This is a genomic window from Methylosinus sp. DMC45 (genome assembly GCF_056313885.1).
Genome location: NZ_JBQUZK010000056.1, coordinates 177,797 through 192,230, shown reverse-complemented (window position 1 = coordinate 192,230; position 14,434 = coordinate 177,797). Strand labels below are relative to the sequence as shown.

At 65.5% G+C, this 14,434-nt stretch carries 17 protein-coding genes; 5 read left to right on the top strand and 12 right to left on the bottom strand.

From position 1 onward, the window contains the following. Positions 1–35 precede the first annotated feature (35 nt). Both ACT53T_RS20040 and ACT53T_RS20035 read left to right on the top strand, forming a co-directional pair. Positions 36–935 carry a methylated-DNA--[protein]-cysteine S-methyltransferase gene (locus ACT53T_RS20040; protein ID WP_476162570.1) on the top strand — a complete coding sequence of 300 codons (900 nt, stop codon included), beginning with the start codon at positions 36–38 and terminating at the stop codon, positions 933–935. 3 nt (positions 936–938) lie between these two features. Continuing rightward, entirely contained in the window at positions 939–1,217 is a 279-nt protein-coding gene (locus tag ACT53T_RS20035; protein ID WP_476162569.1) for a DUF1640 domain-containing protein, read from the top strand. Between the two features lie 9 nt (positions 1,218–1,226). Here ACT53T_RS20035 and ACT53T_RS20030 read toward each other — a convergent pair whose 3' ends face one another. Both ACT53T_RS20030 and ACT53T_RS20025 read right to left on the bottom strand, forming a co-directional pair. Further along, on the bottom strand, positions 1,227–1,880 hold the full coding sequence (locus tag ACT53T_RS20030; RefSeq protein WP_400769836.1) for a DedA family protein: 654 nt from the start codon (positions 1,878–1,880) through the stop codon (positions 1,227–1,229). Between the two features lie 106 nt (positions 1,881–1,986). After that, entirely contained in the window at positions 1,987–2,427 is a 441-nt protein-coding gene (locus tag ACT53T_RS20025; protein ID WP_476162568.1) for a hypothetical protein, read from the bottom strand. 368 nt (positions 2,428–2,795) lie between these two features. On the opposite strand from ACT53T_RS20025, the gene ACT53T_RS20020 reads away from it, so the two are divergent. Further along, complete coding sequence (locus ACT53T_RS20020; RefSeq protein ID WP_400769834.1) at positions 2,796–3,083, top strand: hypothetical protein; 288 nt, start codon at positions 2,796–2,798, stop codon at positions 3,081–3,083. 80 nt (positions 3,084–3,163) lie between these two features. On the opposite strand, the gene ACT53T_RS20015 is transcribed toward ACT53T_RS20020, so the two are convergent. The 8 genes from ACT53T_RS20015 to ACT53T_RS19980 all read right to left on the bottom strand — a co-directional run bounded on the left by ACT53T_RS20015 (position 3,164) and on the right by ACT53T_RS19980 (position 11,462). Further along, on the bottom strand, positions 3,164–3,604 hold the full coding sequence (locus tag ACT53T_RS20015; RefSeq protein ID WP_400769833.1) for a VOC family protein: 441 nt from the start codon (positions 3,602–3,604) through the stop codon (positions 3,164–3,166). Positions 3,605–3,669: 65 nt separating this feature from the next. After that, positions 3,670–3,864, bottom strand: coding sequence for a hypothetical protein (locus tag ACT53T_RS20010; protein ID WP_400769832.1), 195 nt, complete (start codon positions 3,862–3,864; stop codon positions 3,670–3,672). A gap of 105 nt (positions 3,865–3,969) precedes the next feature. Next, on the bottom strand, positions 3,970–4,866 hold the full coding sequence (locus tag ACT53T_RS20005) for a radical SAM protein (RefSeq protein WP_476162567.1): 897 nt from the start codon (positions 4,864–4,866) through the stop codon (positions 3,970–3,972). Between the two features lie 395 nt (positions 4,867–5,261). Next, positions 5,262–5,900, bottom strand: a complete 639-nt coding sequence (locus ACT53T_RS20000; RefSeq protein ID WP_476162566.1) for a hypothetical protein — start codon at positions 5,898–5,900, stop codon at positions 5,262–5,264. Next, positions 5,897–6,589: an HNH endonuclease gene (locus ACT53T_RS19995; protein WP_476162565.1), complete on the bottom strand. Its 693-nt coding sequence runs from the start codon at positions 6,587–6,589 to the stop codon at positions 5,897–5,899. Before ACT53T_RS19995 ends, ACT53T_RS20000 begins: the two co-directional genes overlap by 4 nt. Positions 6,590–6,920: 331 nt before the next feature. Beyond that, the gene (locus ACT53T_RS19990) at positions 6,921–7,301 is read right to left on the bottom strand and encodes a VOC family protein (protein ID WP_476162564.1); all 381 of its coding nucleotides are present in this window, start codon (positions 7,299–7,301) and stop codon (positions 6,921–6,923) included. Between the two features lie 81 nt (positions 7,302–7,382). Continuing rightward, on the bottom strand, positions 7,383–9,476 hold the full coding sequence (locus ACT53T_RS19985; RefSeq protein ID WP_476162563.1) for a diguanylate cyclase domain-containing protein: 2,094 nt from the start codon (positions 9,474–9,476) through the stop codon (positions 7,383–7,385). 171 nt (positions 9,477–9,647) lie between these two features. Further along, on the bottom strand, positions 9,648–11,462 hold the full coding sequence (locus ACT53T_RS19980; protein WP_476162562.1) for a putative bifunctional diguanylate cyclase/phosphodiesterase: 1,815 nt from the start codon (positions 11,460–11,462) through the stop codon (positions 9,648–9,650). A 486-nt stretch (positions 11,463–11,948) separates the two neighbouring features. On the opposite strand from ACT53T_RS19980, the gene ACT53T_RS19975 reads away from it, so the two are divergent. Continuing rightward, complete coding sequence (locus tag ACT53T_RS19975; RefSeq protein ID WP_026191503.1) at positions 11,949–12,458, top strand: hypothetical protein; 510 nt, start codon at positions 11,949–11,951, stop codon at positions 12,456–12,458. A 2-nt stretch (positions 12,459–12,460) separates the two neighbouring features. Here the strand turns inward: ACT53T_RS19975 and ACT53T_RS19970 are convergent, their stop codons facing one another. Both ACT53T_RS19970 and ACT53T_RS19965 read right to left on the bottom strand, forming a co-directional pair. Then, the gene (locus tag ACT53T_RS19970; RefSeq protein WP_476162561.1) at positions 12,461–12,844 is read right to left on the bottom strand and encodes a cell division protein ZapA; all 384 of its coding nucleotides are present in this window, start codon (positions 12,842–12,844) and stop codon (positions 12,461–12,463) included. Positions 12,845–12,857: 13 nt separating this feature from the next. Beyond that, positions 12,858–13,151, bottom strand: coding sequence for a DUF4164 family protein (locus tag ACT53T_RS19965; RefSeq protein WP_400769825.1), 294 nt, complete (start codon positions 13,149–13,151; stop codon positions 12,858–12,860). 266 nt (positions 13,152–13,417) lie between these two features. On the opposite strand from ACT53T_RS19965, the gene gap reads away from it, so the two are divergent. Beyond that, entirely contained in the window at positions 13,418–14,425 is a 1,008-nt protein-coding gene (gene gap / locus ACT53T_RS19960) for a type I glyceraldehyde-3-phosphate dehydrogenase (protein WP_476162560.1), read from the top strand. The last annotated feature ends 9 nt before the right edge of the window (positions 14,426–14,434 follow it).

Sequence of the window (14,434 nt, the reverse complement as noted above, 5' to 3'; positions counted from 1 at the left end):
GGCGGCGCTCGGCCGCGCGCGCCATGATGCGCCGCATGACCCTGCGCACCGACATCATCCCTCCTCTCGCCGAAACGCGGCCGCAGGAGGATTACGCCAAGGTCGCGGAGACGATCCGCTTCATCGGCGAGAATTGGCGTCGGCAGCCCTCGGTCGAGGAAATGGCGGAGGCGGCGGGCCTGTCCGAAGCGCATTTGCGCGCCTTGTTCCGGCGCTGGGCGGGACTCTCGCCCAAGGCCTTCCTCGAGGCGCTGACTCTGCGCCATGCGCGCGCGCTGCTCGGCGGCGAGACGAGCCTGCTCGACGCCTCGCTATCGCTCGGCCTTTCCGGCCCCTCGCGCCTGCATGATCTCTTCGTGACGCATGAGGCGCTGACGCCGGGCGAATATAAGCGCGGCGGCGAGGGGCTGGAGATGCGCTACGGCTTCCACCCTTCGCCTTTCGGCGAGGCGATTTTGGTCGCGACAGAGCGCGGCCTCGCCGGGCTCGGCTTCGTCGACGGCGCGCGCGCGGAGGCGTTGGACGATCTTCGCCGCCGCTGGCCGAAGGCGCGATTCTCGCTCGATGGCGCGGCGACCGCGGCTTATGCGCGGCGCGCTTTCGATCCGGCGGAATGGCGGCCGGACCAGCCCTTGCGCCTCGTGCTGATCGGCTCGGAATTCGACGTTTCGGTCTGGGAGGCGCTGCTCGACATCGACATGGGCCGGGCGACCACTTATGGCGTGATCGCCCGACGGCTCGGCAAGCCCGGCGCCGCGCGAGCGGTGGGCGCGTCTGTCGGGCGCAATCCCGTTTCCTTCATCGTGCCCTGCCATCGCGTGCTCGGAGCGAGCGGCGCGCTCACCGGCTATCACTGGGGGCTGACGCGAAAGCAGGCGATCATCGGCTGGGAGGCGGGGCGCCTCGCGCCGCGGCCGGCCGACAGCGAGGCGTGAGGCATGGAGAAGCTCGAGGCCGCGGGCGTTCCGCATGCTCAGGCCAAGGCGACAGCGGAGGCTTTCGCCGAGGCGACGAGCCAGGAGCTGGCGACGAAAGCCGATCTGGCCACCGTAAAGACGGACCTGGAGTCGAAGATCGAAAAAGCCGAGCTGCGCCTCGAGGCGAAGATCGAGGCCACGAAAGCCGAGATCATCAAATGGCTGTTCGGAACGATCGGCTTTCAGACGCTCGTCATTCTCGGAGCTGTTTTGGCGCTCGCTCGCCTCGCGCATAGCTGACGTCTGGCGTCACGGCGGACGATGATCGATGCGCTCGAAATGCGCCTCGGCCTCCTTCGTCAGCCGCTCCTCGTGGATTTTCCAATAGCGCCACAGCAGGAAGGCGCCGAGAATCGCGCCGGCGAGGCCGAGCCAACCGATCGGGCCGGCGATGCGATGGATGGCCGCGCCGAAGACATAGCCGCCGAGGCCGAAGACCAACGCCCAGCAAATGCCGCCCGCGGCGTTGTAGGCCAGGAACTTCACCGGATCGAAGCGATTGGCGCCGGCGAGCACGGCCGCCAATATGCGCAGCAGCGCGATGAAGCGGCCGAAGAACACGATGGCGCCGCCCCAGCGCATGAAGAGATATTGCCCGAGCCGCAATTGCGGCGGCCCGACGCCGATATGCGAGCCATAGCGCATCAGCAGCCGCACGCCGAACTCGCGCCCGACCCAAAAGCCGATATTGTCGCCGAAGATCGCGCCGGCCGCCGCGGCCAGAATGACGAAGCGAATGTCCATATTGCCGGAGTGGCCGGCGTAAATGGCCGCGCCGACCAATGTCGTCTCGCCGGGGAGCGGTATGCCGGCGCTCTCCAGCGCGACGATGAAGAATATGGCCCAATAGCCATAGGTCGTCAGAATGGAGACGATCTGCGCTTCGTCGATCAGTCCGGCCATGCCCCGCCTTTGCCGATTCGACCATGAGACGGCCGAGCGGCGCTATTGTCGCCGCTCGGCGCGCCGACGGCAAGAGAGGCCGCTGGCGAGAAGCGCGAAGCGCGCCTCAGCGCGCGGCGCGCTGCAGGCGAGCCGCGGCGTCGAAGGAGAGCCCGCCGTCGCGCAGGAAAGGCAGACCGAAGCCTTTCACGTCATCGGCGAATTGCGCGCCGCCTTCCAGCGCCTTCTCGACCACCTTGCGCAGCCCACTGAGGATCGGCTGATCGGAGCCGGCCATCTCGCGCGCCAGCTGCGCGCGCTCCGCCTCATCGGCCCTCTGCGCGAAATCGCGCACCACGACAGAGACGAAACGTCCCTCGCTGACGCCATTCTCCTGCGCGACGGCGCGGACTCTCTCGGCGAAAACGCCTCCGATGCAGAAAGTCGCCGCCTGCGCGACCTTGTCGTTCGAGCATGAATGGATGAGATCGGTGACGAGCATGACCTTTTCTCCGTCCTGCGAACGAAACTCTCCTGCTCCGTCGGAATGCATTTTCGGAATTCCCATAGTCTTCTCATGGCGTCCGATTGTCGGCTTCCGTCCGAGACGCCGCTCCGCCGCCTGAACCGCGACGCCCACGCAAAAGCCGGACCAAATTTCGAGAAGCGCTGTCGTCATGTTTACCGCTCTATCGTCACAAAACTCCGTTTCATTCGAATCTATTCGATCATTCGGCTGTCCCGCCCGGCGCCGCGTAAGCAAAACGCCGTAGTTCCAAAAAGGTTTCATCGTCATCCGCCCTTTTACCCCCGGCGCGCGGCGGAAAAACGGCGAAGGCCTTGCCGGCCGCCGGGACGGCCCGATTTCTTTGAGGATGAGCCGCTCGCGCGGGCGCGTCCCGCGCCGGTCGCGACGGCTTTTACGGAGGAAAGTCGATGGAACGTCGCTCTTTCATGAAATTTTTCGTCATCGGCGCGGCGGCGGCGCTGGTCGCCGGTCCTGCCGACGCCCTCACCTCGATCGCGCCGCTCGAGGCGCCGCGGGCGCCGGAGCCGGCTCCCGAGGCCGCCGTGGCGACGGCGGAGGATATCGAGCGGGCGCAGGTCGAAAAGACCTATTGGTACTATCGCCGCCGCGTCTGGCGGCCGCGCTGGCGTCGCCGCTACTGGCGCCGGTATTATCGGCCGCGTTACTGGCGTCGCCGTCGCTACTATTATTACTGAGCGCTTTTTGGGGCGCTTTCCGATCGAACGGAATCGTTCGATCGATCAGAATTCGCTCCAACGAACGAAAGTTCGAGCGTTCACCAGGCGCCGGTGTTGGGCATGGAACTCCAGGGCTCGGCCGGCGGCAGCGGCGCGCCTTTCTGCAGCAGCTCGATCGAGATTTGATCGGGCGAGCGGATGAAGGCCATATAGCCGTCGCGCGGCGGACGATTGATCGTAACGCCGGCCGCCTGCAGCCGCGCGCATAGGGCGTAGATGTCGTCGACGGCGAAAGCGAGGTGGCCGAAATTGCGGCTGCCCGCATAGTCATGCTCGTCCCAATTATAGGTGAGCTCGACGAGCGGCGCGCCCGCGTCTTTCGCCTGCGGAAGATCGTCCGGCGCGGCGAGGTAGACGAGGGTGAAGCGGCCCTTCTCATTCTCGGTGCGGCGCACTTCGACGAGGCCGAGCTTGTTGCAGAAGAAGTCCAGCGAGCGGTCGAGATCGCCGACGCGGATCATCGTGTGGAGAAATTGCATATTGGCGCCTCTTGCGGGGAGAGAGACGGCGAGCATAGCCGCTCTCTCGCGCGGGCGCACGCGCCCTATTGATGCGGCGGGATCTTCAGCGCGGTCTCCAGCGCGATGATGATCGGAATGAGCGCTTCCTTCTCCTGCTCGGCCGAGCCGAACTCGGCGGATTTCAGCCGCTGCTCCACCTCGTGAATCGTCATCAGGCGCCGTTCCAGGACGATCAGCAGCTCCTTGGCGATCTGCGGCTCGAGCTCGATTCTGATCATGCGCGCATCTTTCCTCATCGACCGGCCGATTCCGATCGACCGAATGGCAGCATAGGTTCTGCTCGCCGAGGGCGATGTGCGCTGGCGCATAGTGCGGAAGGACGCCTACAGCCCCCGCGCCCAGGCGGGCCGCAGCGGGGCCGCCTCCGGCGCGGCGATGGCGGCGCGGAGCTGCTCCAGCAGGCGCGGCTTGTCGGCGCCGAGCGTGCCGCGCAGCACGAGCCAATTGGAGGCGTGGTCGCTGCGGAACACGGTGCGCCGCAATTCCAGCCGCGAGAGGAAGCGCTCCATCTCGCGCAGCAGCCCCGGCACGTCGAGCGGCGCGAAATCAGGGAAATCGGCGCGAAACCGCGCCTCGCCCCGGGGGAAGCTGACCACCAGAGTCGCCAGAAACTCCGGCTGCGCGGCGTTGATCAGCGCGGCGGAATTTTCCGCATGCGGCTCGCTGAGCGCGGCGCCGCCGAGCCCGTTGAGAATCATCACCGAGCGCTTGATTCCCGCCGCGCCGAGCTTCTCCAGCGCGTCGCGGCTGGAGGCGAAGGTCTCGCCCTTCTGGACTCGCGCCAGCACATCGTCATCGCCCGATTCCGCGCCGACATAGACGAGCGACAGGCCGAGCGCGGCGAGATCGTGCAGCTCGGCGACGGATTTGCGGCTGACATTGCGCGGCAGGCAATAGCTCGACACGCGCCGCACGCCCGGCAGCTCGCGGCGGATCGCCTCGAGAATGGCGGCGAGACGGCGCCTCGACAAGGTCATGGCGTCGCCATCGGCCAGAAACACGCGCGCGACCGAGGCCCCATAAATCTCGCCGCAGCGCTTTATGCTCTCCATCACCTCCGCCTCGTCCCGCGGACGGAAGCGCTTCTGCGGCGCGGTGTACATCTCGCAGAAGCTGCAACGATTCCACGAGCATCCATCGGTGACGGGCAATATCAGCGACTCCGCCTCGCTGGGCGGGCGAAACACGGGCTCGACATAGCGGATGGGGGAGTCGGTCATGGGGGAGAGTCTATCGCGACGAGGCGGGGACGGGAATGGGGGCGGCGGAGTGACGCGATACAGCCATTTGCACTGAGCCGCCGACGATTAGCTGCGCCCACTACATGAAGTCGTAGGCAAAGCCAGCTGCGCAAGCGGGACGCACTTCTCTTTAGCCACGAACCCGGTGTAGCGCGCTTCGGACGGCCGCATGTAGAGAACGTGCAGTGGCAAGTCTTCCCCTGCCAACCGCATCTCCTCTTTGAGCCGGAAAAGATCTTCGCCGTCGGGGCCTACGACTAGAATGTCTATATCCTCGCCGATTCCGCTCAGTGTCGAACCGAACATGTATGAATCGAAATGCGCCAGTGATTCGCAAGACCCCAATAGATGGGCGGCAATCTCACTAGCCGTCATCAGACATTCGTGATGCGGTTCTTCAACTCGTCCCATTTTATCACTTCGCATCCGAGTTCACGTCCCGCATCAACCGCTTCTACCGTAGGATTTCCGTTGGGATTGATGTTCCACGCAATATCTACCGGACCGAACCGCGCCCAAAGGCTGCGGACAGCATCAGCGGTGGGTTCATACTCCGCGATCATGCCTATCCTGAGAGTGCCCCCGCCCCTGATAGTGACACGGTGAACGCGGTCGAACTCCCGGATGACCTGCTCCAGGCGACGAAATTGCCGCAGAAGCCTGTCGGAAAACTTATAGACCTTGTGGGATGCAGTGTTGGCATTTCCGTCTAGGGCCGCCGAGCAAAGCGTCCCGAAATTTCCCCAGCCCACGCGATTTTCTTCAAGGTAATTGATCGCGTCACCCTCCCAAACGCAACTCGCCCGATAGCCACACAGGAAATCCAATCCTGGTAATCGCTCTCTGTAACGGGTCGCCGTAGGCAAATCGATAGTCTCATCGGGCGATATTGCGGCCAGCACATCCGGTTGGTTTCCAGTCATGACCTTGATCAGGTCGCCCTCTACATGCTCCGCGGATGAAGTCGCCGACGCTGCGAAATTAGCCAGCGCGTAATTTACTTGCCATTTCACGAGAAGATGCTTTCCATCAATTTTGGGAAACGAATTGCACGACCTGCGACGCCGCAAACGTGTCGCTCCGACAGGCCGCGCACATGTTCCTGATATTCCGCGAAGGTTCGACGCTCTTCGTCAACGGCAAATCTCAGATTGGCCTTGATGATCGCCTGAACGCGGTAGTGATTGGGTAGGATCACGCTCCTCATTCGTTGGCTCCACACCTTCGCAGCCTCGGACTCTGGATCATAGTCGAAGTTGGTTCCGTCTGCGGGCGCATATCTTTCCCAAATGGCCCTGTTTTCGGCCAGTATGCCGGTGACCGCATCCCTCGCGTGCCCACGATCGTCATATTCCCTGATCCCTTGCTTGTGCGCCAAGTTCGCGAGGTGATTATGCTTCCAATGGAGCAGCATATTGCGAGGGAAAGCCTCGGGGTCCTTGTCGATCTTCGTATGACATGTCGGGCACAAAAGGATCAGGTTCTCAAATGAATCCGCGTCGAAATCCCCATGCGGTCGATCTTCGTGGCGCGGCCCGGCATCGCCATGGGGGATGACATGCGCCATTTCAGCAATGTGCTTGTCGCCGCCCATTTCGACTGGGAACAGGGCGTCAAGGCAATCCGGCTTCTGGCAGTGGCCTGATGCCGCAGCAAATAAACGTAGTCGTGTTGCAGCCGGTATTGCCTTACGCTCCGCCATCAATACATCCCCATTCTCCGCTCGCAGCCGAATGGGCGACTCTTGTCCCCGCAGTCCAGCGCGCTTCCGTAGAAAGCCCTCCAAACACGCCTCCGGCTATATATAATATGCCGCACGATGTAGACGGCGACTCGGCGGCATAACTATTCCAATCATGAGAGCGAGGCTAGCCCGATATGGCCGGTACCGCCAGCATTGCAACGCAAACAGTATTTTTGAAGATTGCGCGAAATGGAAGTTCCGCTCCTTGACGAGATAATGGCTGGTTTCGGTGACAAGCAGAAATTTACGCCGTGATCGCTGGACGGCCGAAATCGGCGCATCGCAGCCATCATCCCGCCCCGCCGCCGATCGCCTGCCCGAACAAAATGCGATGCCCGTCGATCGTCGTCACGACGATCTCGCGCATTCCATAGGGGCGATCGGCCGGCGGTGTGCAGAGCGCGCCGCGGGCGGCGATCTCGGCGTGGAGCGCGTCGATGTCGTCCACATTCACATAGCCGAACAGATTGTGGGAGCCGAGCGTGGCGGGCGGCGCGTCGGTGGGGCAATGGCCCAGCATCACGCGGAAATTGTCGCGCTGGACCAGGCGCCAATCCGTGGCCTCCGGCCACAGCAGCTCGAAGCCGAGCACGTCGCGAAAATAGCGGGCGCTGGCGTCGAGATCGGGAACGGCGAGCACAAAGGCCCAAGTGGAGAGCGTCGGGGGCATGAAGTCACCTGAATGAAATCGCCTGTGTGAAATCAGCTGCGTGCTTGCGCGCCCCTATGATGGCGGCGCGGTCCGCAAAATTCAAATCGAGAAGCTATTCGCCGGCTCCTGCGTCTCGGAATAGATGCGATATTGGTTTCTGCCATTCTCCTTGGCGCGATAGAGCGCGCGGTCGGCGCGCGCCAGCATGGCGTCCGGCCCCTCCAGAGCAGAGGCGAAGAGAGCGACGCCGACGCTCACCGTGGCGCGCCGCGCGCCGCCGGGCAGCCGATAGGGCTCGGCCGAGAGCGCGCAGATTTTCGTCGCCATGACGGAGGCGCTGGCGGCGTCGCGCGAGCTGGATTGCAATATCGCGAATTCGTCGCCGCCGAGCCGCGCGACGACATCGCCGGCGCGGCAATGGCTCCTCAGCCGCGTCGCGAGCGCTTCCAGCAGCGCGTCGCCGCTGGCGTGGCCCAGCCGGTCGTTGACGTCCTTGAAATGATCGACGTCGATATAGAGCAGCGAGAAGGGCTCGCCGCCGGCCTCGGCGCCGGCGAAGGCGTGACGCAGCGCGTCGATGAAGCTGCGGCGATTGGCGAGGCCGGTGAGCGCATCCGTCTGCGCGAGGATGGCGATCTGATCGGCGACCTCCTTGCGCTCGGTCACGTCCAGCGCGACGCCTTCGATCAGCTGCGAGCGGCCGGCCCGATCGCGCGCGGCGTAGCGGGCGTCGAGCCAGCGATAGCCGCCGTCGCGGCGCCGAAAGCGGAACTCCACCATGCCGCCGCGCCGCCCGTCCGCCGCCGCCCGCGCCAGCGAGGCGCCGACCTTGTCGAGATCCTCGGGGTGGACGCAATCGGCGAGGCTGCGCGCCGGATCGGTCAGCTCCCAGGGATCATAGCCGAACAGCGCGATATTGTGGGAGACATAGACGAGGCGCGGCCTTTTGCCGTCCATGCGCAGGCGGAACAGCAGAGTCGGGCTGCGCTCCACCACCTCATTGGCGTCGCGGAGCCGGTCGACATAGCGCTGCCGCGCCAGCGAGCCGCCGATGAGATCGCCGAGTATGCGCAGCGCGTCGATCTCGGCCGGCTTCCAAATGCGCTCGCTGCGGCAATCCTCCACCTCCACCCAGCCCCAGGGCGCGTCGTCGACGACGATGGGCGCGAACAGCGCCGAGCGCACGCCGGCGCGCTCGAGAAAGCTCTTGGCGGGGCCGGGCTCGAGCAGGCGCGTCGCGGCCGTCACCGGCCGGCGCTCGGCGAGAGCGACGAGCAGAGGGCCGGAGAGAAAGGCGCGCCTCCCATCGGCCTCGAAGAAGGAGGCGTCCAGCGCGACCGGAGAGTCCGCGCGCCGCCAGAAATGCAGCAGGGACGGGGGCTCATCCGGCGCCGCGCCGGATTCGAAGACGAGAATGCGATCGGCGTCGATGGCCGCGCCGACGGATTCGAGCAGATCGGGAATTGCGGCGGCGCTGGGAGCCGCGGTGGTGAGCTCGGTCGCGGCGGTGGAGACCGCGTGCAGCAGAGCGTTGCGCTGATGCAGCGCCGCCGACAGCGCCTCCTGCTGCAGCCGGCGCCGCGACACCGAGACCAGCCAGCCATGGGCGCGCAGGCCGATGATGACGAGCACGGCGGTGAAGGCCGTGAGCAGCGCGCCCATCGCCAGCGCGGTCGGCTCCGCGCGCGCGAAGAGCCCGACGATGGCGGGCAGCACATCCGGCGCGATATAGCCGAACATGGCCGGCAGATAGGCGGAATTGGTGACGATGGCGCCCGCCGCCATGCCGCCGGCGGCGAAAAGCGCGAAGGCGTGATAGCCGGGGTCCGGCGTCAGCCACAGGACCGATGAAGCCGCTCCCCAGAGGCAGCCGGTCAGCGTCGAGCCGAGCGTCCACAGCGCGAGGAAGCGCCGCACGGCTTCGGGCGTGGGATGCATGGCGCGAAAGCGGCGCGCATGGACGATGCGCGCGACGACGAGGAGCGCGATGGCGACGAGCCAGGCGACGATCAGCGCGCGCGGGTAGAAATCGTGAAAAATGCTCGCGACGATCGCGGCGTTGGCCGCGTTGAAGACCAGCACCGATTGTCCGGTGGCGAGCATTTGCGCTTGATCCGCGCGGATCGCGGCGGCGAGCTCCTCGGGATCGAGGTCCCGCTCCTCGGAACGCGAGTCGCGCTCATACCGATACATGCCCGACCCTTCGACGCGCCTCCCGCCGCTGGAGGAGGCTGGCGGCGCGATTTGTTTGCAAAATGTCCGTATCGCGTTCCGAAGATGTTTCTCCGAAGGAGGAATCTAGCGCATTGCGCTCGGGAGCGGAGTCCGCGCCCGAGAAGGGCGCGGATGGCGCGAGCGATACTCTCAGGCGAGCGAGACGGGCGGGTGGACGCGGCCGACCGGCGCGACGCCTTCGACGAATGCGCGGAGTGGTTGTGGCGGGCTGATGACATAGCCCTGAATTTCGTCGCAACCGAGCTGGCGCAGAACGCGCAGCTGCGCGTCCGACTCGACGCCTTCGGCCGTCGCCACAACGCCGAGCTCATGCGCGAGGGCGACGACCGACCGCACAATGGTCGCCGCGCGCGGATCGGCCTGCGCCTGCTGCGTCAGCGAACGGCCGAGCTTGATGCGATCGATCGGCAGGGCGTGGAGATGCGCGAGGGCGCCGCCGCCGCCGAAATCGTCGAGCGCGATGGAGACGCCGAGCGCGCGGATCGCGGCGAGGCAGCCCAGAATCTCGGCATTGTCGGCGAGGCGGACCGAGCTGGCGATCTCGATCTCCAGCCGGCTCGGATCCATGCCGGAGGCCGCGAGCGCCTCGGCGACGTCGCGGGCGAAGCCGGTCTTCTCCAATTGCGGCTGGGTGACATTGACGCTGACGCGCGCGTCGGGCGGCAGAGCGCCGGCGCTGGCGCAGGCCTCGTTCAATATCCAGGCGCCGATCTCATAGAGCAGGCCGGCCTTTGTCGCGACGGGGAGGAAATCTTCCGGCGTCCGCACGCCGTCGCGCGGGTGCCGCCAGCGCAGCAGCGCCTCATAGCCGCAGACGCGCGTGACGCCGAGCGCGACAATGGGCTGGAAATGAAGCTCGAACTCGCCGGCGCCGACCGCCTCCCTCAAATCCTGCCAAATGCGCCGATTGGCGGCGATGCGCGATTCTATGTCGGGATCGAAGAAGCGGAAATGGGCGCGGCCGCTGGATTTGGCCTCGTACAAGGCGAAATCCGCCTTGCGCATCAGCGTCCGCAGATCGAGGCCGTCTTCCGGCGCGCGGGCGATGCCGACGCTGACGCCGACCGTCGCCATCGCCTCCTCGAGATCGAAAGGGGCGGCCATCGCCTCCATCAATCGCATCGCGAAGGCGCCGACATCGGCGAGCGAGCCGGCGTGGGATTGCACCACGGCGAATTCGTCGCCGCCGATGCGGGCGACGATATCGGCGGCGCCGACGATGGAGGAGATGCGCTCGGCCACCGATCGCAGCAGAATATCGCCGGCCCTGTGCCCCAGAGTGTCGTTGATCTCCTTGAAATTATCGAGGTCGATGCAGTGGATCGCGGCGCCGAATCCATTGGCCACCGCGGCGGCGATGACGATCTCGCCCTGCTGCTCCAGGGAGGCGCGGTTGGCGACGCCGGTGATGGCGTCGAAATAGGCGAGCCGCCGGATGCGCTCCTTGCGCTCCTCCTGCTCGAGCGCGATGGCGCAGAGATGCACGCAGGTCTCGACGATCGTGCGCTCGAGCGGGCTCGCGCCGCGGCAGGTGCGATAATAAAAGGCGAAAGTGCCGATGACGCGATCGTCCGAGGCGCGAATGGGCGACGACCAGCAGGCGCGCAGGCCGAGCGGAGCGGTCTGGGCGCGAAAGGCGGCCCAGCGCGGATCATTCGCCATGTCCGTGACCTCGACGGGCTCGCCGAAATAGGCGGAGGCGCCGCAGGAGCCGACGTCCGGCCCGATGCGAAGGCCGTCGAGCGAGTCGGAATAATGCGACGGCAGGCTCGGACCGGCCAGCGGATGCAGACGGCCCTCGCGATCGACCGTGAGAACGGAGCATGTGGCCTGCGGCGCGAGCTGCTCGGCGCGAAGGCACAGCTCCGCCATGGTCTCGCGCAGCGGCTTGCCGCGCGCCAGACGCTCGAGCACATCATGCTGAAGCGCTCGGAGACCCTGCATAGTGGCGTTCGAGCAGCTACCACAGTCGAGTTCTAGCATTGGCCTCGCCTTTGAAGACAATCTCATTATTTTCTGCGTATCTCGATCGTAACCATAAGAATTGAAAAGCAGCCGCCAGGGTCGGCGGCGAGACGATGATCCTCACGTCGGTGAAAATAATGCGCCGGCGCGGTCCTGTCGATCGTGGCCGCCGAGCGTGCGCTTCGACAAAACCTATTATCGCATGTCCGCCAGCCGTTGTGTAGGGCGGAGCTGGAGCGCAATATATCGCCGTTGGATCAAGATGATCGTGGGCGCAGGTCCGGCTCCGTCAGCGCTCGCGCGCAATAGCTCTGGGGCGCCTCGCAGGGCGGCGCGGCGTAAGGCGCGCGGACCGACTTGCCTTGGTCACGTCATTGGCCCAGTCTTGCGCAGCCGCGGGCGGCGGCGCGCTGGGGAAAACGCGCGCCTTCATGACGCAACGACCCGCCGGCATGGGAGAGAAACATGTCGAAATTCGCCACACTGGCTCTGGCCGTAATGATCTCGGCGCCCTTCGCGGCCGCTCCGGCGCGTGCGGTGGAGATCAGCCCCTTCTTTCCGCTGCCCAATTCCTTCGACGTCAAAGGGCCGATCAAGGACGGCGTGCTCGCGCAGCAGATCTCCTGGCTGGAGGACGGCATCGCCGCCATCGAGAAGGCGCGCGCCGGCGCCGCGCCGGACAAGCTCGCCGATCTCGACGCGCAGCTCGCCGCGGCGGTCAAGGAGCGCGACATTTTGAAGAGCGACGAGACCGGCCGCGACGCCGAGCTGGCGCGCAAGAATCTGGTCGTCACCAATATCAACCGCTGGATCAACGGCCTCGCCCGCAAGGCGACCGAGCAGCTCAAGATCGCCATTCTCAAGGACGGCGCGGAGCGCGACGCGGCCGAGCGCCGGCATATTCAGCTGTCGCAGCAGGCCGACGATCTCGAGAAGGTCAAGCACGAGCCGGCCTTCGAGGCCTGGGGCCGCTGATCTCAGAGCATTGGGGGCGCCTCCGCGCCCCCGTGCTGAAGATCGCGCGAGAGACGCTCGACGCGGGTCGTCGCATCCTCGAGCGCGGCGGCGAGCTTCTCCACCAGAGCGGCTTCGGCCTCTTGCGCCGCGGCGGCGTTCTCGCGCAGCGTCGCCAGCTCCGCCTGCAGGGCCTCGAGCTTGCGCGTCGCGATCGACGCGTCATCGGCGAGGGTGAGCGCCGCCATCACGGTGATGCGCTGCTCGCCAATGTCGCCGAAGCCTTCGCGCAAGGTCAAAATCTTGTTCTCGACGAGCTTGGCCAGCTCGTCGAGATGGGCTTCCTCGCCATCCTCGCAGGCCATGCGATAGGTCCGGCCCGCGATCGTCACCACAACATGCGCCATTCGCCGCCTCTCGCTACGTCTGCGCCCGGTCCTCGTCGCCGAGCACGGCGATAATGCCGAGGCTCGTGCGGTCGAGACGCGTCAGCACCTCGTCGCGCGCCTTCTCCAGCGCGCTGTTCTGCGCGAGGGCGGCGTCGAGCTCGAGGCCGAGTCGGCTGCGGTCGTCCTGCATGACGGCGAGCTCCTCCTCGAGATCCGCTTGCGACAGCTCGACCTCCATGCGTCGCGCGACAGTCTCCTCCAGCCGCTCCAGCGCGGCGGACAGCCTTTGCAGCGCATCGTCGAGCCTGTGTGGGACTTGTGTCATATGGAAACCGGACCGATCGCGATTAGATTCGCACGTACGAATCGTTAACGCCTAGCAGCAATCGCGTAAACCCCAATCCGAGCCGCGACTCCGCCGCGGAGCGACCGGAGACCGCGTTGACAGGGGGGCGCGACCTGTTATCAAGCCGCTCATTCGAGCGGGCGTTCGCCGCCAGAAAATGCGGCAATATGGGCAAAGCCCCGATTTTGGGCGGTTCGGCGACCGCCCGGCCCCGCCCGAGCGAGCAGATGAGAAGGAGCACCGCTATGGCCGTGAGAGTGGCGATCAATGGGTTCGGACGCATCGGACGCAATATTCTTCGCTACATCGTCGAGACCGGCCGCACCGACCTCGAGGTGGTGACGATCAACGATCTCGGCTCTGTCGAGACCAACGCCCATCTGCTGCGCTATGATTCCGTGCATGGCCGTTTCCCCCGCGAGGTGAAGGTCGAAGGCGATTCGATCGACGTGGGCCAGGGGCCGATCAAGGCGACGGCGATCAAAAATCCGGCCGAGCTGCCCTATAAGGCGCTCGGCGTCGACATTGCGCTCGAATGCACGGGCCTTTTCACCGCCCGCGACAAGGCGAAGGCGCTGCTCGAAGCCGGCGCGCGCCGCGTGCTGGTCTCCGCCCCCTCCGAAGGCGCCGACATCACCGTCGTCTATGGCGTCAATCAGGACAAGATCACGAAGGACGATCTCGTGATCTCCAACGCCTCCTGCACCACCAATTGCCTCGCGCCCGTCGCCAAGGTGCTGAATGACGCCATTGGCATAGAGCGCGGCTTCATGACGACGATCCACTCCTACACGGGCGACCAGCCGACGCTGGACACCTATCACAAGGATCTCTACCGCGCCCGCGCCGCCGCTCTGTCCATGATCCCCACTTCCACCGGGGCGGCCAAGGCCGTGGGCCTGGTGCTGCCGGAGCTGAAGGGCAAGCTGGACGGCGCCGCCATTCGCGTGCCGACGCCCAATGTCTCGGCCGTCGATCTCAAATTCGTCCCCAAGCGCAAGACGAGCGTGGAAGAGATCAACGCCGCCATCATCGCCGCGGCCGACGGCCCGCTGAAAGGCGTTCTGGGCTACACGAGCGACAAGAATGTCTCGGTCGATTTCAACCATGACCCGCGTTCATCCGTGTTTCATCTCGATCAGACCAAGGTGATCGAGGGCGAGCTGGTGCGCGTCCTGTCCTGGTACGACAATGAATGGGGCTTCTCCGGCCGCATGACGGATGTCGCCGCGACGATCGCCAGGCTCATCTAGATGCGATTC

Excerpts from the sequence above, each read along its gene's own strand:
- ACT53T_RS20040 (WP_476162570.1), top strand. The coding sequence starts at position 36 with ATGACCCTGCGCACCGACATCATCCCTCCTCTCGCCGAAACGCGGCCG.
- ACT53T_RS20035 (WP_476162569.1), top strand. The coding sequence starts at position 939 with ATGGAGAAGCTCGAGGCCGCGGGCGTTCCGCATGCTCAGGCCAAGGCG.
- ACT53T_RS20030 (WP_400769836.1), bottom strand. The coding sequence starts at position 1,880 with ATGGCCGGACTGATCGACGAAGCGCAGATCGTCTCCATTCTGACGACC.
- ACT53T_RS20025 (WP_476162568.1), bottom strand. The coding sequence starts at position 2,427 with ATGGGAATTCCGAAAATGCATTCCGACGGAGCAGGAGAGTTTCGTTCG.
- ACT53T_RS20020 (WP_400769834.1), top strand. The coding sequence starts at position 2,796 with ATGGAACGTCGCTCTTTCATGAAATTTTTCGTCATCGGCGCGGCGGCG.
- ACT53T_RS20015 (WP_400769833.1), bottom strand. The coding sequence starts at position 3,604 with ATGCAATTTCTCCACACGATGATCCGCGTCGGCGATCTCGACCGCTCG.
- ACT53T_RS20010 (WP_400769832.1), bottom strand. The coding sequence starts at position 3,864 with ATGATCAGAATCGAGCTCGAGCCGCAGATCGCCAAGGAGCTGCTGATC.
- ACT53T_RS20005 (WP_476162567.1), bottom strand. The coding sequence starts at position 4,866 with ATGACCGACTCCCCCATCCGCTATGTCGAGCCCGTGTTTCGCCCGCCC.
- ACT53T_RS19995 (WP_476162565.1), bottom strand. The coding sequence starts at position 6,589 with ATGGCGGAGCGTAAGGCAATACCGGCTGCAACACGACTACGTTTATTT.
- ACT53T_RS19990 (WP_476162564.1), bottom strand. The coding sequence starts at position 7,301 with ATGCCCCCGACGCTCTCCACTTGGGCCTTTGTGCTCGCCGTTCCCGAT.
- ACT53T_RS19985 (WP_476162563.1), bottom strand. The coding sequence starts at position 9,476 with ATGTATCGGTATGAGCGCGACTCGCGTTCCGAGGAGCGGGACCTCGAT.
- ACT53T_RS19980 (WP_476162562.1), bottom strand. The coding sequence starts at position 11,462 with ATGCAGGGTCTCCGAGCGCTTCAGCATGATGTGCTCGAGCGTCTGGCG.
- ACT53T_RS19975 (WP_026191503.1), top strand. The coding sequence starts at position 11,949 with ATGTCGAAATTCGCCACACTGGCTCTGGCCGTAATGATCTCGGCGCCC.
- ACT53T_RS19970 (WP_476162561.1), bottom strand. The coding sequence starts at position 12,844 with ATGGCGCATGTTGTGGTGACGATCGCGGGCCGGACCTATCGCATGGCC.
- ACT53T_RS19965 (WP_400769825.1), bottom strand. The coding sequence starts at position 13,151 with ATGACACAAGTCCCACACAGGCTCGACGATGCGCTGCAAAGGCTGTCC.
- gap (WP_476162560.1), top strand. The coding sequence starts at position 13,418 with ATGGCCGTGAGAGTGGCGATCAATGGGTTCGGACGCATCGGACGCAAT.